Annotated in this window: 20 protein-coding genes and 1 riboswitch; of the genes, 14 read left to right on the forward strand and 6 right to left on the reverse strand. The window is 63.9% G+C overall.

The genetic code is table 11. The annotated features are described in order from the left end of the window. Nucleotides 1-9: 9 nt before the first annotated feature. On the forward strand, nt 10-2,835 hold the full coding sequence (locus FOS14_RS08085; RefSeq protein ID WP_143769784.1) for an FtsW/RodA/SpoVE family cell cycle protein: 2,826 nt from the start codon (nt 10-12) through the stop codon (nt 2,833-2,835). 1 nt (nt 2,836) lies between these two features. Here FOS14_RS08085 and FOS14_RS08090 read toward each other — a convergent pair whose 3' ends face one another. The 3 genes from FOS14_RS08090 to FOS14_RS08100 all read right to left on the reverse strand — a co-directional run bounded on the left by FOS14_RS08090 (nt 2,837) and on the right by FOS14_RS08100 (nt 5,607). Beyond that, on the reverse strand, nt 2,837-3,871 hold the full coding sequence (locus FOS14_RS08090; protein ID WP_255450155.1) for a rod shape-determining protein: 1,035 nt from the start codon (nt 3,869-3,871) through the stop codon (nt 2,837-2,839). A 119-nt stretch (nt 3,872-3,990) separates the two neighbouring features. Beyond that, nucleotides 3,991-4,866: a DUF4436 family protein gene (locus FOS14_RS08095; protein WP_143769785.1), complete on the reverse strand. Its 876-nt coding sequence runs from the start codon at nt 4,864-4,866 to the stop codon at nt 3,991-3,993. 72 nt (nt 4,867-4,938) lie between these two features. After that, nucleotides 4,939-5,607: a TetR/AcrR family transcriptional regulator gene (locus FOS14_RS08100; protein ID WP_143769786.1), complete on the reverse strand. Its 669-nt coding sequence runs from the start codon at nt 5,605-5,607 to the stop codon at nt 4,939-4,941. 86 nt (nt 5,608-5,693) lie between these two features. Here FOS14_RS08100 and FOS14_RS08105 point away from each other — a divergent pair, with 86 nt between their 5' ends. Then, nucleotides 5,694-7,139 (forward strand): carotenoid oxygenase family protein, encoded by a 1,446-nt coding sequence (locus FOS14_RS08105; protein WP_143769897.1) that lies wholly within the window; start codon nt 5,694-5,696, stop codon nt 7,137-7,139. Nucleotides 7,140-7,151: 12 nt separating this feature from the next. Here the strand turns inward: FOS14_RS08105 and FOS14_RS08110 are convergent, their stop codons facing one another. Continuing rightward, nucleotides 7,152-8,615, reverse strand: coding sequence for a DUF4185 domain-containing protein (locus FOS14_RS08110; RefSeq protein WP_143769787.1), 1,464 nt, complete (start codon nt 8,613-8,615; stop codon nt 7,152-7,154). Nucleotides 8,616-8,798: 183 nt separating this feature from the next. Here FOS14_RS08110 and FOS14_RS08115 point away from each other — a divergent pair, with 183 nt between their 5' ends. The 4 genes from FOS14_RS08115 to FOS14_RS08130 all read left to right on the forward strand — a co-directional run bounded on the left by FOS14_RS08115 (nt 8,799) and on the right by FOS14_RS08130 (nt 12,033). Continuing rightward, nucleotides 8,799-9,272, forward strand: coding sequence for a carboxymuconolactone decarboxylase family protein (locus tag FOS14_RS08115; RefSeq protein WP_255450156.1), 474 nt, complete (start codon nt 8,799-8,801; stop codon nt 9,270-9,272). 131 nt (nt 9,273-9,403) lie between these two features. Beyond that, a riboswitch (cyclic di-AMP (ydaO/yuaA leader) is annotated at nt 9,404-9,568 on the forward strand. Between the two features lie 15 nt (nt 9,569-9,583). Next, complete coding sequence (locus FOS14_RS08120) at nt 9,584-10,225, forward strand: C40 family peptidase (protein ID WP_143769788.1); 642 nt, start codon at nt 9,584-9,586, stop codon at nt 10,223-10,225. Nucleotides 10,226-10,251: 26 nt separating this feature from the next. Continuing rightward, complete coding sequence (locus FOS14_RS08125) at nt 10,252-10,632, forward strand: RNA-binding S4 domain-containing protein (RefSeq protein ID WP_143769789.1); 381 nt, start codon at nt 10,252-10,254, stop codon at nt 10,630-10,632. A gap of 111 nt (nt 10,633-10,743) precedes the next feature. After that, nucleotides 10,744-12,033, forward strand: a complete 1,290-nt coding sequence (locus FOS14_RS08130) for a cytochrome P450 (protein ID WP_143769790.1) — start codon at nt 10,744-10,746, stop codon at nt 12,031-12,033. On the opposite strand, the gene FOS14_RS08135 is transcribed toward FOS14_RS08130, so the two are convergent. Further along, nucleotides 11,972-13,969, reverse strand: a complete 1,998-nt coding sequence (locus FOS14_RS08135; protein WP_143769899.1) for an MDR family MFS transporter — start codon at nt 13,967-13,969, stop codon at nt 11,972-11,974. The genes FOS14_RS08130 and FOS14_RS08135 overlap by 62 nt on opposite strands. A 260-nt stretch (nt 13,970-14,229) precedes the next feature. Between FOS14_RS08135 and FOS14_RS08140 the strand changes: the two genes are divergently transcribed. After that, nucleotides 14,230-15,408, forward strand: a complete 1,179-nt coding sequence (locus tag FOS14_RS08140) for a diguanylate cyclase (RefSeq protein WP_143769791.1) — start codon at nt 14,230-14,232, stop codon at nt 15,406-15,408. Between the two features lie 12 nt (nt 15,409-15,420). Here FOS14_RS08140 and FOS14_RS08145 read toward each other — a convergent pair whose 3' ends face one another. Then, nucleotides 15,421-15,834, reverse strand: coding sequence for a helix-turn-helix domain-containing protein (locus FOS14_RS08145; protein ID WP_143769792.1), 414 nt, complete (start codon nt 15,832-15,834; stop codon nt 15,421-15,423). A gap of 401 nt (nt 15,835-16,235) precedes the next feature. Here FOS14_RS08145 and FOS14_RS08150 point away from each other — a divergent pair, with 401 nt between their 5' ends. From FOS14_RS08150 to FOS14_RS08180, 7 genes are all read left to right on the forward strand, one after another. Beyond that, on the forward strand, nt 16,236-17,909 hold the full coding sequence (locus FOS14_RS08150) for a hypothetical protein (protein ID WP_143769793.1): 1,674 nt from the start codon (nt 16,236-16,238) through the stop codon (nt 17,907-17,909). Then, entirely contained in the window at nt 17,906-18,757 is an 852-nt protein-coding gene (locus tag FOS14_RS08155) for a helix-turn-helix transcriptional regulator (RefSeq protein ID WP_185981669.1), read from the forward strand. The genes FOS14_RS08150 and FOS14_RS08155 overlap by 4 nt, the downstream gene beginning before the upstream one ends. A gap of 350 nt (nt 18,758-19,107) precedes the next feature. Then, nucleotides 19,108-19,521, forward strand: coding sequence for a holo-ACP synthase (acpS, locus tag FOS14_RS08160; RefSeq protein ID WP_143769795.1), 414 nt, complete (start codon nt 19,108-19,110; stop codon nt 19,519-19,521). A 7-nt stretch (nt 19,522-19,528) separates the two neighbouring features. Continuing rightward, entirely contained in the window at nt 19,529-19,771 is a 243-nt protein-coding gene (locus FOS14_RS08165; RefSeq protein WP_143769900.1) for an acyl carrier protein, read from the forward strand. Continuing rightward, complete coding sequence (locus tag FOS14_RS08170; RefSeq protein WP_143769796.1) at nt 19,768-20,934, forward strand: acyl-CoA dehydrogenase family protein; 1,167 nt, start codon at nt 19,768-19,770, stop codon at nt 20,932-20,934. The genes FOS14_RS08165 and FOS14_RS08170 overlap by 4 nt, the downstream gene beginning before the upstream one ends. Further along, a complete protein-coding gene (locus tag FOS14_RS08175; protein ID WP_255450157.1) occupies nt 20,931-21,851 on the forward strand; it encodes an amino acid--[acyl-carrier-protein] ligase in 921 nt (306 codons plus the stop codon). Before FOS14_RS08170 ends, FOS14_RS08175 begins: the two co-directional genes overlap by 4 nt. Further along, entirely contained in the window at nt 21,848-22,810 is a 963-nt protein-coding gene (locus FOS14_RS08180) for a DUF1839 family protein (protein WP_143769798.1), read from the forward strand. Before FOS14_RS08175 ends, FOS14_RS08180 begins: the two co-directional genes overlap by 4 nt. The last annotated feature ends 1 nt before the right edge of the window (nt 22,811 follow it).

The raw sequence follows: 22,811 nt of genomic DNA on the forward strand, positions 1-22,811 counted from the left end.
GACCCACCAATGACGTTGACACACAAAAGAGAATTCGATCCCTGGATCGTCGTCGCCGCGATAGTCCTGGTCATTCTCGGTGTGCTGAACATGGTCGCGCTGGGCATGTTCAGCTACGCCACGCGGCAGGCCTGCTTCGCCGGTCTGGGCATCGTGGTGATGCTCGCGCTGTCCCGCTTGCGTATCAGTGACATCCGCAGGTTCGGCTGGGTGCTTCTCGGGGTGTCGACTGTGTTGCTGCTCGCTGTCCCGGTCATCGGCGTGGCGGCCAAGGGCGCCCAGCGCTGGCTGGACTTGGGGGCGTTCACCATTCAGCCCTCTGACCTGGCCGAGCTCGCGCTCATTCTGGCGCTGGCCAACGTGCTGGCCGGCGGCTACACGTTGAGCAGGCTCGCGATCGCGTTGTCCATAGCGGCCGTGCCGGTCATTCTCGTTCTGCTGCAACCGAATTTGTCCACCGCCATTCTGCTGGCGGCCGTTGCGGCACTCATGTTGATCCTGGCGCGGGTGCCGCTGCTTCCGCTGGCACCCTTGTTCGCCGCTGCGATCGCCGCGCTACCGCTGGCCGTCCTGGTATTGCGGCCCTATCAGCTCGACAGGCTGCACGTCTTCCTGTCCAATAAGTCCGACCAGAGCGGATCGGGATGGGCTGCGCTGCAGGCGAATATAGCCATCGGTAGCGGTGGGCTGTGGGGGATGGCCGGTGATCCGACGTATCGGCTGCGGGGGAGCTACGTCCCCGAGCCCGAGCATGATCTGGCCTTCGCCAGCCTGATCTATGGCTGGGGTCTCTTTGCCGGGCTCGCCGTTGTCGCCGCCATCTTGATTATCGTCTGGCGGTGTGTCGTCGCGGCCCGCATGGCGCGAACTCGCGGGACGGCGCTGATTGCCGCGGGTGTGGGAGCGCTGTTCGGTCTGGAAGCAACGGTGTCGATCGGCGTCAACCTGTCGCTGATTCCGCATACCGGCCAGCCGATCCCGTTGTTCAGTTACGGCGGGACGACCGCGGTGATGCACCTGGTCGCGCTTGGTCTGGTCCTAGCCGTGCGGCGGGACGGAGTCGAGTTACCGCTGTGGGCGCCGCCGCGGAAGCGACGCCGGTTGCCGCGCGGAGTATCGGTGGGCGCGCTGGCCGTCACGGCATCGCTGCTCGCCATGTCCGTATTCGCCTGGCAGCTTCAGGATTCGCGTGGGGCGAAGCTGCGCGCCATGGGCTTGGAGCAGATGACCCGATGTATCCGGCTTCCCGCCGAGCGTGGGCAGATCCTCGACGACCAGGGGGTGCCGCTGGCGGTCAATGTGCCCGAGTATTCGGTCTCCGCGGTTGCGGGGATGTTCGACGCCGCCGACTCGGCAACCGACGCGAAATTGGCTGGGCTCCTGCGAATTCCGACTGATGAGCTGAGCAAGCGGCTGCACGACAGCGGTGGCGAGATCAATGCCATCCTGGGTCGGGTCGATGCTGATCAGGCGCGCGGCATCATCGACGCGCATTTACCCGGCGTGCTCGTCGTGCCCACCGGTCGGCGGTTTTACCCGCAAGGGTCGGCGCTCGGCCCGGTGCTCGGCTACGTCGGCGTCGCGGACCGCGGCGACATGCAGCGGTGGCCCAACCTGGCGCTTGGATCGCGGGTCGGCAAGGCCGGTCTCGAGCGCCAGTACGACGCTTTGCTGCGCGGTATCGACGGCAAGCAGTGCGTCTACGTCGATCCGGCGGGGCACCCGCGGGGCGCCGCCGAACGGGTCGATCCGATTCGCGGATACGACTTGCGCCTGCATCTCGACCTCGGACTGCAGCAGTTGGCCGACCAAGTAGTCGCCGATGTCGTGCACTCGAGCGGCGGCGACATGGGCGGCGCGGTGGTGATGGACGTGCGGACCGGTGCCGTGCTCGCACTGGCCAGCGTGCCCGGCTTCGACAACAACGTTTACGGCCCGCCCCCGGACCTCGTTGCGCTCGCGGCGCAAAGCAACACGCCGGGAGCCATGCTGAACCACGACACGCAGACGGCGTCGCCGCCGGGATCGACGTTCAAGCTGGTGATGGCCGCCGCGAACGCCGAGTACGGGGTGCTCTCACCTGACGCGGTGGTGCCGACCGGCGCGGCATTCACCTACGGCGGGCAGACGTACCGAAATTGGGAAGCGATGGGCCCGCACAATCTCATGCAGGCCATCCAGTGGTCCGACAACGTCTACTTCTACAAGTTGGCGTTGATGCTCGGTCCGGAGCGCATTGCCGCGGTGGCACATCAACTTGGCGTGGGCGAGCCGTCGGGCATCGACTTGCCGGGCGAGATCTCGGGCTTCCTGGGCACGCCGGAGAATATCGCCGACATTGGCGCCACCTGGTATCCGGGCTCGACGGTGATCATGGGCATCGGCCAGGGCGCAGTGGCGACCACGCCAATTCAGGTGGCGCGCTGGACTTCTGGGGTCGCCACGGGCGCTATGGTGACGCCGCAACTCGCCGCGTCGTACGGCAACGCCACGGATACGATCGATATCCCGACCGCACCGCCGCAGCCGCTGCCCTTCGCCGACAAGCTCGGCCCCGTCAGGGAGGGCATGCGATTGTCTGCCTCGGCAGGAACCGGTGGACAGCTGGCAACGTTGCGCGTGCCCGCCGGATCCAAGACCGGAACTGCCGAAGATCCTTCGGCCCCAGGTCAACACCTGGACGCATGGTTCACCGCGGTAGCTCCGTACGGAGCGCCGGACATCGTGGTCACCGCCTATGTTCGCGGCGGCGGCGGTTCCACGTCGGCGGGACCCATCATCGTCAAGCTGATGGAGCGTTACTTCGCCCGGCCACCGGCCCCGCCGAGCCGCTGAATCAGTTGCTGTAGGCCGCCACGACCTCTGGGTGGGACAGGCATGCGGTGGCACCTTCGGCGACGCACGTGAGTGGCCGGTCGGCCGTCTTGACCGGAAGGCCGAACGCGTCCTCGAGGAGTTGACTCACGCCGCGCAGCATCGAGCCGCCGCCAACGACGAGCAGACCCTCGGCCATGACATCGCCAATTGCTTGCGCTGGAAGGTCTTCCAGGCACGCGGTGAGTGTCTGCACGATCGCCGTGGTGGTCGGCCGCAAGGCATCCACAATTTCATCGGTATCCAGCGTTACCAGTCGAGCCCGACCGGTCACCGCGTCACGGCCTTCGACCACCAGCGAGTGGCCCTCCGTGGTTCCCGGCGAACCGACCTTCGCCCGTTCGGCCGTGAGTTCGCCGACGACAATCTTGTGCTCGGTGCGCAGGTATTGATACAGCGCGTCGGTCAACTCGTCGCCGGCCAGGCGGCAGCTGCGGTGCGACAGTATTCCGCCGAAGCACAGCGCCGTGACTTCCGAAGTGCCGCCGCCGATGTCGACAATCAAGTGGGCACGCGACTCCATCGGATTGATGCCGCAGCCGAGGGCCCCGGCGACCGGTTCCGGTATCAGCCCCACTTTGCGCAGTCCGGCCTCGTGCCCGACCTCGATCAGCGCGCGCCGTTCCAGCGGGGTGGCGCCGGCCGGCACCGCAATGACGCCCTTGGGTCGCAGGCCGTACCAGCGCCGTGGCGCAACGCGTTTCACCACTGCGGAGACAAAGGCCTGGGCGGACTCCAGGTCTACGATCACGCCGTCGCGCATTGGGCGCACGGCGCTGATTCCGATCGGCGTTCGACCCACGATGTCACGCGCGGCCTTGCCGATGGCTACCGCCTTGGTGGGGTCCTTATCTCGCACCAACATGACCGACGGCTCGTTGAGGACGATGCCGTCGTCAACGGTGCCGACCACTGTATTGGCGGTGCCGAGATCAATGCCCACGCCTTTTGCGCGAATGCCTTTTGCGCGGTTACCTCTTGAACGAATGCCGCTCACATCGACCCCTTTGAACCGAGTGCAGCAGGGATATCTCGATGGTACGCAACGGCCCTGCCCAGTGGAAGGTCTTGGCAAGTATCAAGATCTATAAGAAATGGGCTAGAGCCCAAAAGAATTCATAACTGTGCCGGTTGTGCCGGTTTGGGCGCGGGTGCGGGCGGATCCAGACGCAGGTGCCGCCACCAACAGACGATGTAGATGAGCATTGCTATGACCAGTGAGGCAATGACCCAGAGCACGATGACGATGTCGATCCAGCTGCCAAAGGGCGGCGACCCAGGCAATGCGTTGCGCAGCGGCACGACCGCGAAAAGCATGGCCGCGTACCAAGTCGTCATGGGGGGCTGGAACTTTCGCTTTCCTCGCAGGGTCTGAATGGCCACCACCATCCCCAGTGTGGCGATAACTAACAGCACGGCAACCACGACAGCCGAGAGCGCGATGGTCGCCTCGGAACGGTGCAGGGTCAACGATTCCATCGCCAGCGCGTGGTGCTGTCCGGTCTTCTTCACGTCCACGCTCCAGCCGGGAATGTTGCCGACTATCTGGGTCTGTTCCAATTTGATCGGTTGCGGTGCGCCGCCGATGAGCAACCCGGCGGAGATGGTGCCGGTGTGGTAGCTGTCGAAGGGCCATTGCTCGAGGTTGCCGCTGAGCGTGAGCGGCACGGTCACAGTGCCCGGCGTGATGCCGCGACTGAAGGTGCGCCGGATTGGCGTGGTGCCCGAGGTGACAATTGCCGTGACGTCTTGCTGCAGCGTGCCGTCTGCCGGATTCAGCAGTGCGGCGGCGGGAAACAGCGTCAGATTGGTATTGAGCACCTGGTAGTTCGGTTCGATCCCCTGGACCTCGATCCGCACCCGCGTCTGCGATGTGGTGACGTCGTCTGTTGCCGTGATTTCCGAACTGACGTTGAACGCGTACAGTGCGACCGTCGAGAGATACACACAGATTGCCGCGACAACGAGGCCGACGATCCCGAGCGTTTTCATGCGCCGTGCGAATACATGTGAGTCCCCGATTCCCAAGTATTTTCAGCCTAAATACACAGTAAAGGGCCGGATTCACTCGGCTGTCAATGAATTGCGCACTCGACGCATCGATTTGAGTGCCCGTTCGCGGTCGTCGCCCATGCCGACAAGCAGATCGAGGGTGAGCGGTCCGACGATCTGAGTCAGACCGTGGTCGGAATGCCCAAAGAAGCCAGCCATTTCCAGCAGCGCGGACCCGTGCATGACGCTCCAGAACCGCCCGGCAACGATGTATTCGTTGTCGGGCCGAATGCGGCCCTCGGCCATCATCCGACGTACCACGTCGAGCAGCACCTCAAACGAGGGCTCGCGGGGATGTTCGCTGCTCGGACTGCCGGTGGTCGTTATATCGGCGCGCTGTGACTCGAAGATCTGCGGCGAGGCGAGCCCGAACATCAACCGGTATCGGTTCGGGTTGGCCAGGGCGTAACGGCGGTAGGCGTAACCGGTGGCGAGTAGGTCGGCAACCGGATCGCCGGTGTGCGCGACCTCGGCCAGGCAGTCGGTGAATCTGGCGAAAGCCTCCGCGGCGATCGCGGCGAGCAGGCCCGTCATCCCGCCGAAGTGCGTGTACACGGCCATGGTGGAAAGTCCGGTTGCCGCCGCGACCTTGCGGGCCTGCAGCGCCTCCGGCCCGTCCTCCTCGAGCAGTCGTAGGCCGGCCTCGACTAGTCGCTCCCGGGCCGTCGGGTTTGTCGCCATGTCCTTTTCACTGTCGTCTTGTCATTGCCATCCACACATAACCATGTTATACCTAGCATATAACCGTGTTATGCATGGAGGTCCTGATGCTCAATCCCTATCTGCAAGGCGGTTTCGCGCCGATCCACGAGGAATTCACGCTCACCGATCTCGAGGTCACCGGCGCCATTCCCGACTATCTCGACGGACGCTACCTCCGCAACGGACCCAACCCGGTGGGTGAAATCGATCCCGACCTGTACCACTGGTTCCTCGGCGACGGCATGGTCCATGGCGTTCGCATTCGCGACGGTAAGGCCGAGTGGTACCGCAACCGGTGGGTGCGCAGTCCAGGGGTCTGCGCGGCGCTCGGTGAACCGCCGAGGCCGGACCGGGCCAATGCCGGGCCATTGTCGTTCGCGGCGAACACGAACGTCATCGGCCATGCTGGCAGGACATTTGCCATCATCGAGGGCGGGGCCACGCCGTACGAACTCACCGACGAACTCGACACCGTCGGCAGCTGTGACTTCGACGGAACACTGCACGGTGGCTACACGGCGCATCCGAAGCGCGATCCGGAAACCGGCGAGCTGCATGCGGTTTCGTACGCCTTCAATCGCGGTAAGTCGGTGCAGTACTCCGTAATCGGCACCGACGGCCGGGCCCGGCGGACAGTGGACGTCGATGTCACCGGCAGTCCGATGATGCACGACTTTTCCCTCACCGAAAAGCATGTTGTCTTCTACGACCTCCCGGTCACCTTCGACGCTCGCCAGGCCGTTCCGATGAACGTGCCACGGGCGATGCGCACGCCGGCGCGGTTGGTGATGTCCGCGTTGCTCGGACGCGTCCGCATACCGGACCCGATCGCCGCACGACTGCCGCGCGATCCCAGCGACCGGCGCATGCCCTACCGCTGGAACCCCCACTACCCGGCGCGTGTCGGCGTAATGCCAAGGGACGGTGGGAATGACGACGTGCGCTGGTTCGACGTCGAGCCGTGCTACGTCTTCCATCCGATGAACGCCTACGACGAGGGCGACACAATCGTGCTCGACGTCGTCCGGCACCCGAAGATGTTCGACACCGAATTACGCGGCCCCGACGAGGGAACGCCCACACTGGACCGCTGGACGATCGACCTGGCAGACGGCAAGGTGCGCGAGTCGCGGATCGATGATCGCGGACAAGAGTTTCCGCGCGTGGACGAGCGGCTGGTGGGTAAGCGGCACCGCTTCGGGTATGCACCGGCGGTCGGCCCGCAGGCGGGGGCCACCGATGTCCTGCTCAAGCACGACCTGGTCGCCGGAACCACCCGAACCCGTGGTTTGGGTAAGGGAAAGCAGCTGGGGGAGTTCGTGTTTCATCCGGCGTCCGCGGACGCCGCCGAAGACGAGGGCGTGCTGATGGGTTACGTCTACGACGCCACCACCGATCGCAGCGACCTGACCATTCTCGACGCCGCTACCCTGGAAACTGTTGCCACTATTGGCATCCCGCACCGGATCCCGGCCGGCTTTCACGGCAACTGGGTGCCGACCGGGCAGTAGCCCTCAAAGCCCTCAGTTCACAGTGGCGTGCATCAGGTAGACGTTGTAGTCGGACCAGGTGCTCATCGTGAAATAGAGGTCCCGGCCGTGTGACCACGGGTGGATGAAGCCGCCGTACAGCTCCGGGTACTGCATCGCACTGACCATCGGCGCTTCGCCGGACCAGGCGCCCTGCGGCGAATTCGCCTCACGCAGCACGATTGCGGCCTTGGCAGTGTCGAGGTAGCTCATCTGCCACATGTTGCGGTCGCTGTCGTAACGCACCGAGAGCTCACCGGCAGGGCCGTGCACGATGGTGCTGGCCTCGGTGTACCCGCCCACTGGTGTCCAGGCGCCGTTTTCCCAGTATTGGTAGGCAGACTTGTTGAGCACCTGGTCCTTTGGCACTCGGGCGACCCCGACGTCGCCGAGTCGAGTGTTGGGCGTGCCGAACATGTAGACGTAATCACCGTGGGGCACCATCGCTGCCACCTGGAACTTGGTGACGCCGAAGATGTTGTCCCACTGTGCATACGGATCCTTGACCCAGGTCTGGCCGTGGTCGTCGGAGTAGGCGATGCCGCCGTGGTTGGTATAGAAGGTGCCGGGGATGCTGTTCCAGGTGCGAATCGACATGTAGCTCATGTACTGCCGATTGCCGATCGCGAAACCCGAAGTCGGAATGGTCGTTATTTCGATGTTGTCCAGCTTGCGGCTGCCGAGCAGCTCGGCGGCATGGCAGCGACTGTCTTGCACCATTCGGTCGAAAGTCATGCCGTCGGAAAGGTTTTTGTCGGTGCTGAAGGCGAGAACGTTGCTGCGCCAGTCCTCCCCGAATCCACCGGGCGGGTGGAAGCCCTTGCCGACGGTGTCGCCGAAGGCGACGGCTACCTCGCCCGGCGCGCTTTGCCACATGATGCCCAGGTCGGTTCCGTTGACCTGCCAACGTTTGTCGGTGCGATTGATCGAGTGGGCGCCGGTTTCCTTGGCCACCTCGGTGGCCGGACTGACGTGCGGTGTCGCCGGGGCGGCCGCCACGGGCGCCGGATCACGCGGCGGTTGCGCCTGGGCCGGTGGCGGCGGCAGCTTCGGCGGGTCCGGGTTGGGCACCGGAATGCCGAACCAAAACGGCTTGGGGCTGAGGATAAATTTCGGCAGATCGCTCGACAGCCCGCCCGATTGGGCCGGCTCGTCGGTCAGATCAGGGCACGGATCGTCGCACGGGTTGGCGGGCAGCGTCGGGTTCGCGATCCGCGTCGGGTTCGGCGTGGCCGGGACTGGATAAGGCACGACGGTGACCGCGGGATAGGGAACTATGACCTCTTGTGTTGTGCCGATCAGCGGCGCATGCGTCGGAGAAGGTTCGGTGCTGCACGGGGCCGCCCCGACCGGCGTTGGTGCGTTCGCATCCGCCCGTGCGTGCGGTTCGGCGGCATACGCAGCCACACCCGCCCCGAAAACGAGCGCAGAAATCGCAGCCGCCAGTCGTTTCGACACCGGTCCTCCAGTTGCGGCGCGCCCAGCATGCGAGTTTGGACGCGGGTGCGCCGGCTATTCGGGCCAAATAATCGGACCTAAAGAGAAGTCCCCTGCTTTTGCTGGGAGGAACATAACATCGCCCTACCGGCTCGGGGCTCCCAACACCCGAAGCTGGATCGAAGTCAGCCGTGGGAGGTAACCGTGTCCGGTCGCGTCTTCATCGACAAGCAGACCCCCGTCGTGTTCAAGGCGCTCAGCTCGATGGCACAGGAGGTACGTGCCGCCGCCGAGTCGGTGGGTTTGCCGCGGAAGACGATGGAGTTGGTCAACGTCCGAGTTTCCCAACTCAACCGCTGTCTGTTCTGCCTGAACCTGCACAGCCGTCTCCTCCTCGAGGCTGGCGACACTTCGCAGCGGTTGGCGGTGCTGCCGGTCTGGGAGGAGTCGGACCTGTTCGACGACAAGGAGCGCGCTGCCTTGGCCCTTGCTGAGGCAGTGACCCGGGTGACCGACACGCACCTGAGCGACGCCGAGTACGCGGCGGCTGCCCGACACCTGAGCCCCGACGAAATATCGGTCCTCGCGTGGGCCGCTATCGCCATCAATGCTTTCAATCGGGTCTCGATAATCAGCAAGCATCCGGTCAAAAGTGGGTGGCCGAGCACCCCGGAATAGCTCCGAAACGACGCCCATAGCATCCCCCGATCGGCGACTCGCCACGGGGCTGGGTAGACAACGGGGTGTGCTGTGCGTAACCTTTCCGTGACCTTGCAATGAAATTGTCGTACCGACGCTGTTGCGGCAGCGCAAGGCAACCGCTTAATCGGCGCACCAGACGGATGCGCTGAGCCGGGGACCCAACCCACCTGGGGTGAATCACCTCGCGCCCGTTTTTAGGGTGCGAGGAGTAGGGCTGTGCTTCCGAGCCCGAACCCGACAGCTAACTCGGTCAGCGGACAGACGGAGGAAGAAGGAAAGGTCAATCTGTGGGAAAGCACAGACTGCAACGCGAGTCGAATTTGCGACCAGTGGTCCGAGGCGCGCTCATCGCTGGCGCGGTTACGGCCGGAACCGTAGCCCTGCCTAGTGCACCAGCTTTGGCAGCCACCATCAACATCCCGGGGCTCGGCGACGTGAACGTTCCCGATCTGCCCGCCCCGCCGCCGCCTGCAGGGATCTCGCTCCCACAGCTTCCGTCCCTTCCCAAGCTTCCAGATCTGCAATTGCCCCCGCCGCCCAGCGGACTACCCGGTATCCCTGCGGTTCCAAACTTCCAATCCAACGTCGTCGGCGAGCGCGCGCTGCAGGCCGCCGAGTCGAAGGTCGGCGCCCAGTACGTCTGGGGCGGTAGCGGTCCGTACGTCTTCGACTGCTCTGGCCTGGTGCAATGGGCCTACCGGCAGGCCGGTGTGCAGTTGCCGCGGACCTCGTTCGCGCAGGCCCAGGTCGGCCAGGCGGTGTCGAAGGCCGACCTCGAGCCGGGCGACATCGTGATCTTCGATGGCGGCGGGCACGCCGCGCTCTACGCAGGCAACGGTCAGATCGTGCACGCCTCGACCTCGGGGCAACCGGTGAAGTACGCGCCGCTGAACTCGATGGCCTTCTACGCCGCCCGTCGCGTTACGTAGTCCGCTTTGCGGTTACTCCCGGGGTCGTGACCGAACGTACCGACACCGCCCGAGTCGATGCCTGGACTTGGGCGGTTCGGCTTTTCAAGACCCGGGCTCTCGCCGCGAAGGCGTGCCGGGCCGGACACGTCCGCGTCAACGGTGCGCCAGCAAAGCCAGCGCAACTGGTCCATCGCGGTGATCAAATACGGCTTCGTATCGATGGACGCGAGCGCATCGTCACCGTCGAAGAGCCGATTTTCAAGCGCGTCGGAGCGGCGGTCGCCGTGCAGTGCTACACCGATCACAGCCCGCCGCCGCCCTCGCGTGAAGTTGCCGCCTCGATGCCGATTCGTGACCGAGGCGCCGGCCGGCCGACAAAACGTGACCGTCGCGAGATCGAGCGACTGATGGGCCGCACGCAGTAGCCGTCCTACTCCAGTAGGAGCTGCAACCTCCGCCCGCAGGGTGATGCACACGCTCGCCCGCCGCGGCTACCGTGGCCGTAACCAGGCACGTCGAACCGGGGTGAAGACGCGATGCGCAGTCAGCTTCGATGGGGCGCCCAGCATGGACTGGTGCGCGGTTATCTGCGGGTCCGGGCGCGTAGGGGAGACCCGTTCGCTCAGTTCATGATGGGGACGCTCCCGCCATCGCAACTGCCCGATCTGGCGGCGGACTTTCGGGCCCGGGGCCCGCTCGTGCGGACCCCGCGCGCCTGGGTGTCGGTGGACTATGAGGTATGTCGGTCGGTCCTGCGGGACAACCGGTTCGGAACCATGGCACCAGAGGCGCTCAACCTGCCGTGGCCTGCCAGCGCCCTGCTGCGTGCCGCTGATCTACAGTTGCCGAGCCCGGCCGAACCACCGTCGATGCTCATGGTCGATCCGCCTGAGCATACGAGGCTGCGGCGCTCGGTGTCGCGCGCCTTCACCCCGCGCGCGATAGCCAGGCTCTCCGAGCGCGTGCGCCAGGTGACCAACGAACTGCTCGACGAGTTGGCCGCCCGACCGGCCGCGGACCTCATCGCGGATTTCGCTGCGCGGCTGCCCGTGGCAATCATCGCCGAGATGCTCGGTGTCCCGGCGGATGTGCGGCCCAAGTTGCTCGGCTGGGGCAACGCCGGTGCAGCACTGCTGGACGCGGGGATCTCCTGGCCGGCCTACCGGGCCGCAATCGCGGGCCTGCGCGAAGCCGAGCGGTCCATCACCGAGCACATTGCCGACCTTCGCCGCGCGCCCGGCGACGATATCTTGAGCGATCTGGTTACGTCCGGCGACCTCACCGATTATGAACTTGTCGCCACCGCAATGCTTTTGGCCGGGGCTGGCTTCGAAACCACGGTCAACCTCATCGGTAATGGAGCGGTGCTGCTGTGTCGGCACCGTGCTCAGCTGGACCGGCTCCGTGACGATCCGCAATTGTGGCCCAACGCTATTGAGGAGATGCTGCGATTCGACAGCCCGGTGCAGCGGACTGCGCGTACCACTTGTGAGCCAGTCGAATTGGCGGGTCACGCGTTGCCCCCGCGGCGCACGGTTGTGCTGTGGCTGGGTCAGGCGAACCGGGACCCGCGGGTGTTCGACAATCCCGACGAATTCGATGTCGGCCGGAAAAACGCCAAGGACCACTTGGCATTCGGCAGCGGGGTGCATGCCTGCCTGGGCGCGAGCCTGGCCCGGATGGAGGGCACCTTCGCCCTGCAGGGTCTGTTCGAACGGTTTCCCGGGCTACGCCTGGACGGCGAACCGACGCCTCGCAGCCTGATCACTTTGCATGGCTACCAGCGGGTTCCAGTGCAGCTCGGTCGTCTTGCTCTTCACGAATGACGCGGTTGACGATGCGTTCCAGCGCGGCGTCGACGCGTTGGGAGTCCTCCATGCTGGCCGGGTGGGCGGGTAGCCAATCCGACAGCCGATCGAGGAGCCAGTCTCGCCAGGCGTTCGAAATAGCTTGTGCCTGATCGATTCCCGCATCGGTCAACGACAGTCGACCGCCCGCGCGGCGGAGGTAGCCGGCCGCGGCCAAGCCGTCGAAGAAGGACGTCAGGACGCCTGGCGGGATACCGATGCGACGTTCGATATCGGACTGCGCAACGGCGCTACCGTAGACAGCGCCGAGCACGTGCACCTGCATGAGACCCCACGCGCCCGCGGCATCGAGCGCGCTTCCGGACCGCGCGAGAATCTGCTCGCCGGCTTGGCCCGCCTCGTTGCGCAAGATCCGGCCGATCACGGTCTCGACCTGGGTGTCGGAGTCCGATCCCTCGGGCATGGCGAACCCACCGCCCGGCGCCCGGGCCGTTTCGGCTGCTGTGCCACGCAACTTCACTTGCGGCAGGAACAGCGCCAACACAAAGCCCACGATCGCTACGGGGATGGCGAACAGGAACATGTGATGCAACGCCTCGGCGTATGCGGTGACGATCGGTGCCCGTGCCGCATCCGGCAGCGCTTGCACGCCTTGCGGTGTCGCGACCGAACTCGGTGGCACTCGCGCGCTCAATAATGCGGCGGGCAGTTTGTCATCGAGTTGGTTGGCGTAGATGGTGCCCATGACGCTCGCGCCGAACGAGCTACCGAGGGTACGGAAGAATGTGACGCCGGATGTGGCCGAACCGAGGTCTCGGAAGTCGGCGGTGTTCTGCACGATCAGCGTAAGGATCTGCATAATCAGCCCGATTCCCGCGCCGAGCACGAACATGTAGAGCGATTCCAGCCAAATCGAGGTGAACTGATCCATCCGCGACAGCAGATAGAGCCCTAAGGCCATCAAAGCCGAACCGACGATGGGGAATTCGCGGTAGCGGCCGGTCTTGCCCACGACGTTGCCGCTGGCCACGGCGGTCAGCAGCAGGCCGAGCACCATGGGCAGCGTGCGCACTCCGGACACCGTCGCAGACGCGCCGCCGACGTACTGCAGGAATGTCGGCAGGAAGGTGATGGAGCCGAGCATCGCGAAACCGACGATGAAGCTCAGCACGGAGGCCATGGCAAAAACTGGGTTGCGGAACAGTCGCATCGGCAGGATGGGCTCCTCCGCGCGAAGCTCGACGAGCACGAAAATCGCCAGCGCCACAACCGAACCCACGAACAGACCGACAATTGTCGTAGAGCCCCAGGGGTATTCGGTGCCGCCCCACGCGGTCGCCAGGGTCAGGCCTGTGGCGCCGAGGCCCACGAACAGGACACCGAGGTAGTCGATCCGCGGCCGCGAAGTACCACGCAGGCCGGGGATGGTGCTGGCCGCCATCACGACGACCACGATCGCAATGGGCACGTTCACGTAGAACGCCCAGCGCCACGAGAGGTGGTCGGTGAACAGCCCGCCCAACAGCGGTCCGATCACGGTGGTCACACCGAAGACCGCTCCGAGCGCGCCCTGGTATCGGCCGCGTTCGCGCAGTGGGATCGCTTCGCCGATCAGCGCGGTCGCGGTGACGGTGAGTGCGCCGCCGCCGATTCCCTGCACCGCGCGGGCCGCGATGAGGGTGTGCATGTCGGTGGCTAGCCCGCAGAAGAAGGACCCGACGATGAAGACGATCACCGCAACCTGGAAGACCCGCTTGCGGCCGAACAGGTCGCCGAACTTGCCGGCGAGCACGGTCGCGACCGTCTCGGCCAGCATGTAGGCGGTGACCACCCAGCTCATGTGCCCGGCACCGCCGAGGTCGCCGACGATGGTCGGCAGCGCGGTGGAGACGATGGTCTGATCCAGCGCGGCCAGCAGCATGCCGAGCATCACCGTGCTGAACACCAGGTTCATTTGGGTGCGTGACGGCGCGACGTCTTGATCCGCCCGGACAACCGGGGGCGCAACCTCAACCTGGCTCACCAGCGACCTCCTGCAGTGGGAGTCGGTCCTGCCCGTGCGTGATTTTTCACCGCCCGCGGTGAAAAATCACGCACAGGCCGCTCTTGCGGTGTCGCGAGCTTACCGATTCGGCGGTCGGAAATTGGCTGTGCCGTCGATATCCTTTTGTGGGGGATAACCTGAATTGTTGGTAGCCGTAGGAAACGGGGGTCATGGTGCGCGCAGTCCTGACCCTGATCCGGCAGTGGTGGACCGAACCGATAGATCCGGCCTGGTTTCGCAACTACCTGGAGACCCGGTCACTCGGCATAATCGTCCGAATCCTCATCGGGGTGTGCACAGGCCTGATCGTCGCCGTCGCCGTCGCTGCGCAATTCTCGCCCGCCGGACCGCATGGCATTCTGGCCCGATCGGTGTCGACCGCCGTCTCGGCGGCCGGCCTGCTGTGGATGCTGCGGTGGTTCTGCGGGCCATGGCCATCGGCCTGGTTGTCGCGCGCATTTGTCGTTTTCGCGGATGCCGCCATTGTTGCAGCGTGCCTCGTGGATACGAACTCGATCAGCGCGATGGCCGGACTCAGCCTGCTCGCGATTCCGGGAACGTACGTCATTTTGTTCCACAGCCCGCGAATGCTGGTCGCGCATCTGGTCTGGTCGTTTGCTGCCGTCGGGGTGATCGCCTATCGGATGGCTTTCATCGATTCCGATCTGGCTCTTGCGGCGGCAAAGACCCTGGTTTTCGTGGTTGCTGTGGGTGTGGTGCCGGTGCTGGTGTCGTTCGGGTTCTGGATGATCAGGGCCGACGCTGCGGAGTCGATGTTGGATCCGATGACCAAGCTGGCCAATCGGCGCGGCATCGAGACCGGGATCGTGCGCATCGTCAGCGCTCGCTCGGATGACCGGTTCGTGCAAAACCTGGCGCTGGTATCGATCGATCTGGACAAGTTCAAGCAAATCAATGACCTGTACGGGCACGCGGTCGGGGATGACGTGCTGATTCGCACCGGAGCCCGGATCAGCGAGGTGGTTCGCGCCAACACGGTGGTGGGTCGGCTTGGTGGCGAAGAGTTTGTGGTTATTGCCGAGATTCAGCCGGCTGATGTGCCGGCCTTCGCACAGCGCATCAGCGCGGCGATCTGTCGGGCCGACGACGTGCCGCCGGTGACCGCCAGTCTTGGTGTCGCGATGATCCAACTCGTCGGTTATCTGGGCGGGCCCGATACCCGTGAGGTCGCCGACCGGATTCTGGCCCGTGCCGACGCGGCGATGTATCGCGCCAAGCGAGCCGGCGGCAATCGCATCGAAATCGAGGGATCCGTGGAGACATTCGTCTCCGGAAATTCTCGTCGCCGCGTTGACCCGTTGGGCCGCGACATCCGGTCTACTGCGTGAGTTGCTTGGTTCTCAACTGCCGTCCGCCGGAACCGCGGGAAGCCCTTCGCTGGAGCGCAGCTTTTCCGCCAGCGCCGTCAAGAGGTTTTGCGATTCTTCGGATAGATCGAAGGCACGCACGCTGAGTTGGCGCAGCCAATAACCCTCGAGTTGGGTGAGCAGCGTCAGGTCCCGTTCGATCCGGTTCGCATAGATGTCATCGAAGAAGTAGTCGGGCTTGACCTTGAAGAATCGCGCCAGCGCGTGGACCGTCTCCTTCGACGGGTTGGTCCGCTGGCCCGAGCGCAGCTGGGACAAATAGGGCTTGGAGATTGGGTGGCCGGCCGCCGTGAGCGCGGCAGCGACCTCCGCGTTGGTATGTGGTCTGCGTCCCGGTGGATGAACGGTCTCGAACAATTGGTTCAACCGTGCCGTGAAATCTGTCATCGCGGATTGACCACATCCCTTTCCGAACGCGCGTTGACCGGATGGCTGCGCCTGACAACGTGGGCATCCCGCGTGCCGCCAAGGTGCCGTCCGATCCGGTTTGCGCAGAATTGCACCCACGCATAGCTGAGCGTTTGCTGATTTTATGGACCGAATCCGGTCACGAGCAATCCTCATCCCGGGTGATTAGCAGGGTGAATTAGCGTTGCGCGCTACCGGGCGGATGCGCAAGTGGCGGTGTAGCTCCGGCGCGTTGTCAATGATCACAAACCCTTGGGCCCTGCGGCTGCATTTTGAGTCAATAAATTCGCTAACTGATTGCTAACACTTCAGTTAGCGGGTGCGATGGGAGTAGTGTGCGGCACCTCTCGGGGTTGCTAGTTGTGGACCAAGGGGGGTGAATGAACAGCGAGTATTCGACGGCTCCGGTAAACCGGGCCGGCGCAATAATGCGGCGCCCCCGGCTGTTCCGTCAGCTTGGATCACCCGCGCGGTTGACGTTGGTGCGCGGGCCTCGGCAATCAGGAAAGACCGCGCTGATCACGTCGTGGCTCGAAAAAACCGGGGACCGGGCAATATGGTTGCCGCGGCCCCCGGTCAACACCACGGCCGAGGAGTACTGGCGGGCCGCGCTCGCACAGATCGACCGCGATCACCAGGCCAGCACCGGTCAGTCACCGTTTTCCGCGGTTGTCGATGCGCTCGGCGCGTTGGACGTTCCCGTGGTGTTGGTTGCCGAACACCTCGACGCCGTCGATGCGGTGGCCGCCGATCAGGTCATCGAACTTCTGCAACAGTGCCCGCTTGTTTTTGTCGTGGTCGAAAAGCGAGTGCCCGTTTTCACGCGGTCGCAGCTATTACAGGTCGATTACTCGGAGGTCGATGCCGAGGATCTGCGATTCACGCGTGCAGAAACCGAGGAGCTGCACCGAATGTTTGGCGTCGGCATTTCCCCCGCAGCGTGTGGGCGGTTATGCCGATTCGTTCTGGGTGAGGTTGCTCCGACGATGCTGGCAGTGCAGACGGCAAAGCGAATCGGATTTCCGGTGATCGATGAACTCGGCATCGTGCGACCGGAGTATTCGAGCCAGCTGGTCCGCCTGGCGGAAGAAACGCTGGCAGGTGAAGACATGGCCGAGTGGCGAGATTTTGTGCTGACCACCGCGCCGGCGCTCACGGTCGACGCTGATACCGCTCGAATGCTCGGCATCCCCGATCCGGAACCCGCCCTGGTCGCACTTGAGGCGCTGGGCGTGCTCGAGCGACGTCGTCGCGACGATGCTTTGCGGTACCCGGCCGGATTGCGATTTGGATTGCTTGCGCTCGCGCGGCGGGACGCGAACGGCTCGGGCACCGAGTTGCTCAATGAGCTGGCTCGACGCCGTCTCGCCGCGGGTGATCCGTCTTCGGCGATGCGCTATGCCGCGGATGCCGGAAACTGGCAGCTCGTAGGCGAAATTATCGAGTCGAACGTGGTTCGCGTCATCGAAGATGATTTGGACGAGGCGCACCGTGTGCTGCAATCGTTTCCGGCTGCCCAGCGCGGCCGGTTTCCATTGGTACAGGTCACGCGCACTCTGCTAACTGGTCTCGGGGAAGTCTCTGCTCCGCCTGTCGAATTCCCGGAATCCACCGATGAGTTGATCCACATCGGCCGCGGACCAGAGGCGATGAAACTTGCTACCCGCGGGGTGGCGTACTCGATCGCGCTGCGACGGCGCGGCCAGTATCAGGAGGCCGCGGCGACAGCACGACGCCTCGAGGTAATCCTCGACGCCATGGAGGCGGCCGACGGCATCGGCGCCGAACGACGGATCGCGCTGTTCCGCCAGCAACTGGCCAGTACGCTGCTGCTGGCCGGTGACGTCGATGACGCGGCGTTGCTCTTTCAGCAGGCATTTCAAAATGGTGCGAGTCACCTGCGACGGGTCACGGCTGGGTCGGTCGCGCTCGCGCGGGCACTTCAAGGTGACATGATTCGGTCCCGTCATTGGCTGGAGTCGGCCAGTCAAGCGCCGCGTCCCAGCGGTATCTGGGGGATGCTTTTCGACTGCCGGAGCAGTGCGCACAGGTGATCGCGCAGCTCGAGCGTTTCGACGTTCATGCGGCCGGTTCCTTGCTCGAGGCGTTGGGCGAGCCCGCCCATCATCAAGAGCGGTGGGCCATCGTCGCCTATGTGCGCGGCCTGTGGTCGCTGCTGCGAGGCGACGTGCACGAGGCGTTGAGCTGGGAGGCGCGACTGGTTGCTGAGCATGCGCATTTCAATTCGCCGGACTCGTTGGGCTATTCGCTGATTACGGCGGTACAGGTGGACCTCGAATTGGCGGCAGGATCGGCCAACGCTGCACTTGCGCGGGTCGCGACTGTGAACGCTGCGAGTGACCCGATCTTGCTGGTGGCGCGGGCGCGGGCTGAACTGCTGACCGGTAATCCGCAGGCGGCGTTGACATTGGTCAGCGCGATCGCCTGGTCGCCGAGCGTGTATCCGCGGGTACGGATCGATGCCTTGCTCATCGTCGCTGCCGCTCAGCTGGCTTTCGGTCAGGACACTGAGGCGGTCACATCGTGGCGCGTCGCGTGCGCGCTGGCGGCTTCTTCTGGATGCTATTTGCCATTCGTGTTTATCGACGCGGACCAACGGCAACGTCTTGGTGCCCTTTCTGGCGAAGCGCCGTCGGCAGTCCCGGCCGGGCTCGCGGTCTTTTCGCAGAGCTCCCTGCCGGTCGTCCGTCTGACAGCGCGCGAGGCGGAAATTCTGCGGCTGCTCGATGAGGGAATGAGCACCAAGGAAATATCCACGCTGTTGTATATTTCGGTGAATACCGTGAAATCGCAGCTGCGAAATCTCTATCGAAAACTCGGCGTGCAAAGTCGAGAAGATGCGGTGGCGGAGGCAAAGAGACTGCAATTGCTTTCGGAGTAAGCGGCGGCGGCAAAGATGCAGAATTGATCGCGGACGTTCCTCGATGCAAATCGGGACACGTGCGTGGCCGTGTGCGCAGCCACCGGGATGCCGGCAGTCGGGCCTGTACAACTGGATGTCCAGTCTCCCAAGCGCATTCGATCGGAAAACTAACCGGTGCGGCTTCTTTCGGCGCGGGAAATCGTCGGCACCCAGGGCGAGAAAGACGGAGTACTTTCAGGTATTTTCATTGCTTTCACGCAGCGGCGCGAGGGTGAAAATCTGGGTGAATTCATTGCTCGACAGCAATTTCGATTGCTCGGCTACTGTATGTTCTGCAATGCGTATGTAGCGGAAGTTTAAATTACGGGGTGGCATTGGTTGAATGTGGGCATCGAGTCGGCTGCGATGTGGTTGTTGTCGCCAATTTTCAAGCAGATGTCGACCGGTTCGGCGAAGCTTTCATACGCAGGGTCTTCACCGCTCGTGAATTGGAGTCCTGCCGCGGCGCTTCGCGGTACCCGCGCCTCGCGGCACGATTCGCCGCTAAGGAGGCGGTTGCAAAGGTGCTCCGGCCCCACGCAACCGAAGCGCTGTCCTGGACGGACATCGAAGTACTTCGCGCGCCGTGGGGCGGCGTCGAGGTCGAGTTGTATCGCACTGCGGCCGATCTCGCACGTCGGCAGCGGCTAAGCACATTCGACGTATCTATTTCGCACGAAGAAACCATTGCGTTCGCGGTCGTGTCCGCGCACGCATCCAACGGCGTCGGTGGAGGCGACTGAGATGTCTTTGACTGAGGAAATGATCCGCAAGGTGCTCGAGCGGAACGGTCGATTGCTCACGCCAGCGACTGAGCTCGCTGCCGATGCGGATCTGTACCGAGCCGGATTGTCCTCGCAAGCCTCCGTTTCCGTGATGCTCGCTCTCGAGGAGTCCTTCGACATCGAGTTCCCCGACCAATTGCTCCGAAAGAGCACGTTTGCCAGCATCGACGCGATTCGTGCGGCACTTACCGAGTTGGGTGTCGAATGAGCGAGACCCTGACGACCGCGCCGACACTCGAACAGCAGGCACGTGAAATAGCCGATGAGATTGCCGCACAGTTCGCAGACGATGTCGATCGGCAGGCGCGCTTTCCGGTCGAGGCGATCGATGCCCTGAGATCTGCCGGGCTGCTGGCGATGGCGTTGCCAGTTGGCGACGGCGGGGCGAGCGCAAGCATGTCGGAGCTGTGCGATGTCGCGAGGATGCTCGGACAGCGTTGTGCGGCTACGGCAATGATCTTTGCGATGCACCAGTCCCAGATTGTGTCGCTGGTCCGGCATGGCGGTGAACCGGTGCGGGGCTTCCTGCAAGAGATCGGCACAAAGGGGCTGTTGATTGCGTCAGCTACCACCGAAATCGGCATCGGCGGAGACATCCGCACCAGCAGTTGCGCGGTGGAACCAGCGGGTGACCGCGTCTTTCTCGCCAAGACCGCGCCAGTCATCTCATACGGTGAGCACTCGGACGCCATTCTCGTCACTGCAAGACGGTCGCCAGACAGCGCCCCTACCGATCAGGTGCTCGTCGTGTGCCGGCGCACGGACACAGTCCTCACTCAACTGAGCGAGTGGAACACCCTTGGCTTGCGGGGAACCTGCAGCCCCGGATTCAAGCTGACGGCGGATGTCCCGGCCGAGATGGTCATCGGTGACCCCTACGCCAACATCTCAGCACAAACGATGTTGCCCGCCTCGCACTGTCTGTGGAGCGCTGTGTGGCTCGGTATCGCCGAGGGTGCGCTGGAGAAGGCGCAGCGCTTTGCCCGGCGGGCGGCTCGCAAAGATCCGGGCACAGTAACGCCGGCGGCGCTTCGCCTTGCCGAGGCGTTTGCATTGCATCAGCAGTTCGCCGATCTGGTGACCAGATCTGCGCGGCGGTACGAAGAGCGGGCGTTTGCCGGCAGCGCCAGCGACGGTGACATCGGATATTCGCTGGCCATGAACAACCTGAAGGTGACCGCGTCGCAGTTGGTCGTAGACGTTGTCGCCAAAGCGCTCCTGATCTGTGGAATCTCGGGCTATCGCGAGGATTCCGAATTCAGCCTCGGAAGGTCGCTTCGCGATGCTTACGGGGCGTCATTGATGGTGAACAACGATCGGATCATGGCCAACTCGGCGCAGCTGTCCGTTGTCGCAGGCGGCCTATCGTGACGACGGAAGTTGTTGGCGCCGCGTACGAGTCGTTTCGAACGGAACTCGTGGACGCCGGTCTCCTCCTACCGACCGCGGTGCCGGGTCTCTATGGGCGGTCCGAGGCCTTCGAGGACATCGTCGAGGCAGTGGATGCGCTCATCTCACGGGTAGCGCCGCCAACCGCGACGAAAGTGCGGTTTCCACCCGTCTACCCGCGAGCGTCCTTCGAACGCACCGACTACATCGTGTCGTTTCCCAACTTGACCGGCACGGTGCACAGCTTCGATGGCACCGATAGCGAGCACCGGGCTTTGCTGGCAGCGAGATCCGCTGGCCAGCAATGGGATCAGTGGCTGCATCCCGGAGAGACCTGCCTGGTGTCGGCGGCCTGTCATCCGGTGTACGAAACGCTTCCCCGGGATTTGAGCCAAGCCGGCGTCCTGTTCGATGTTCACGGATATTGCTTCCGGCATGAGCCGTCGCCGGACCCCTTGCGAATGCAGGCCTTTCGTATGCGGGAGTTCGTCCGCGTTGGCACGGCCGTTCAGGCCACCGCGCATCGCGAGGAGTGGATCGATACCGCGCGAAACGTGTTGTGCACTCTCGATCTCGAGCCGAAGGTGGTCGGCGCGAACGATCCGTTCTTTGGTCGTGCGGGTCGAATGCTGGCTGTCAATCAGCGTGATGCCGGACTGAAAACTGAACTCGTGGTCGACCTGTACGACGGGTTGAACGAGGGCACCGCGCTGGCATCCTGCAATTATCACGAAGACCACTTCGGTGTCGGGTTTGGTATTCGCACTCCGCAGGGAACCGATGCGCACTCATCGTGCGTCGGCTTCGGCCTGGAACGTATTGCGCTGGCATTGATTCGGAGCCGTGGGTTGAACACCTCACGCTGGATTGACGATGTGCGACGACTGGTGCCGGCGTGACCGTACGACTGATCAATGTTGACCCGGACGACTATCGGGCTCATCCAATTCATGGCGACGGCCGCATCTGGCCGGAAACCAACTGCTACGTCGATCTGTGGGTCGAGGTACTGCATTCACTCGGGATGGATCCGTTGCCGGTGTTGGCCCCGGCCTTGGCTGCAGACTTCGATGGCCGGCAGTGGAAGTTCCTTAAGGTGCAGCCGGAGGACTTGTTCGATCTCTACGGCATCGAGGTCGGCGAGATGAACGTGTGGAAGCCGGTCCTCGAGCACATTTCGGACAATTGCGAGGCAGGCATCCTGTCCACCGTGGAGGTTGACGGATATTGGCTTCCGGATACCAGCGGCACCAGCTATCGACGTGAACACACGAAGACGACTGTCGTTCCGAACTACGTAGATACCGGGCGGCGGGTGCTCGAGTATTTTCACAATGGCGGTTACTACCGGTTGGTCGATGCCGATTTCGATGGGTTGTTCGGCGCGTTCTCGCGAGCCATGCCACCGTACGTCGAGCAGGTATTCCTGGGCCGCGGCAAGCCCGGGGCCAACTACGACGTGGGAATAGCGCTGGCACACAAGTATTTGGAGCGCCGGCCCAAAGAGAACCCCGTCGCGGAGATGGGTGCCTTTGTCATCGATCAAATCCCGTGGTTGGCCAGCGAGGGCATCGACGTCTTTCACGACTGGTCGTTCGGAACCCTGCGACAGTGCGGGGCGACAGCTGAGATTGCCGCGGACTTCATGCGTTATCTGGACGCGAGGGGCGTCAGCGACGCGGACCATGCGGCACGGGCATTCGACAGCGTGGCGGGTGCGCTCAAGGCAATCCAATTCCAAGTCGCTCGCGCGGCAAACGGGCGCGGTGCGTCGTCACTCCCCGACGCGTTCGATCATGCTGCGCAGGCGTGGAGCGCCGCGTTCTTTCACACCACGTGCGCATTGTCGCTAATCTGAG

This window comes from Skermania sp. ID1734 (genome assembly GCF_007489285.1).
Lineage (GTDB): Bacteria > Actinomycetota > Actinomycetes > Mycobacteriales > Mycobacteriaceae > ID1734.

Excerpts from the sequence above, each read along its gene's own strand:
- FOS14_RS08170 (WP_143769796.1), top strand. The coding sequence starts at position 19,768 with ATGAGCGAGACCCTGACGACCGCGCCGACACTCGAACAGCAGGCACGT.
- FOS14_RS08085 (WP_143769784.1), top strand. The coding sequence starts at position 10 with ATGACGTTGACACACAAAAGAGAATTCGATCCCTGGATCGTCGTCGCC.
- FOS14_RS08130 (WP_143769790.1), top strand. The coding sequence starts at position 10,744 with ATGCGCAGTCAGCTTCGATGGGGCGCCCAGCATGGACTGGTGCGCGGT.
- FOS14_RS08145 (WP_143769792.1), bottom strand. The coding sequence starts at position 15,834 with ATGACAGATTTCACGGCACGGTTGAACCAATTGTTCGAGACCGTTCAT.
- FOS14_RS08105 (WP_143769897.1), top strand. The coding sequence starts at position 5,694 with ATGCTCAATCCCTATCTGCAAGGCGGTTTCGCGCCGATCCACGAGGAA.
- FOS14_RS08150 (WP_143769793.1), top strand. The coding sequence starts at position 16,236 with ATGAACAGCGAGTATTCGACGGCTCCGGTAAACCGGGCCGGCGCAATA.
- FOS14_RS08140 (WP_143769791.1), top strand. The coding sequence starts at position 14,230 with ATGGTGCGCGCAGTCCTGACCCTGATCCGGCAGTGGTGGACCGAACCG.
- FOS14_RS08095 (WP_143769785.1), bottom strand. The coding sequence starts at position 4,866 with ATGAAAACGCTCGGGATCGTCGGCCTCGTTGTCGCGGCAATCTGTGTG.
- FOS14_RS08100 (WP_143769786.1), bottom strand. The coding sequence starts at position 5,607 with ATGGCGACAAACCCGACGGCCCGGGAGCGACTAGTCGAGGCCGGCCTA.
- FOS14_RS08135 (WP_143769899.1), bottom strand. The coding sequence starts at position 13,969 with ATGAACCTGGTGTTCAGCACGGTGATGCTCGGCATGCTGCTGGCCGCG.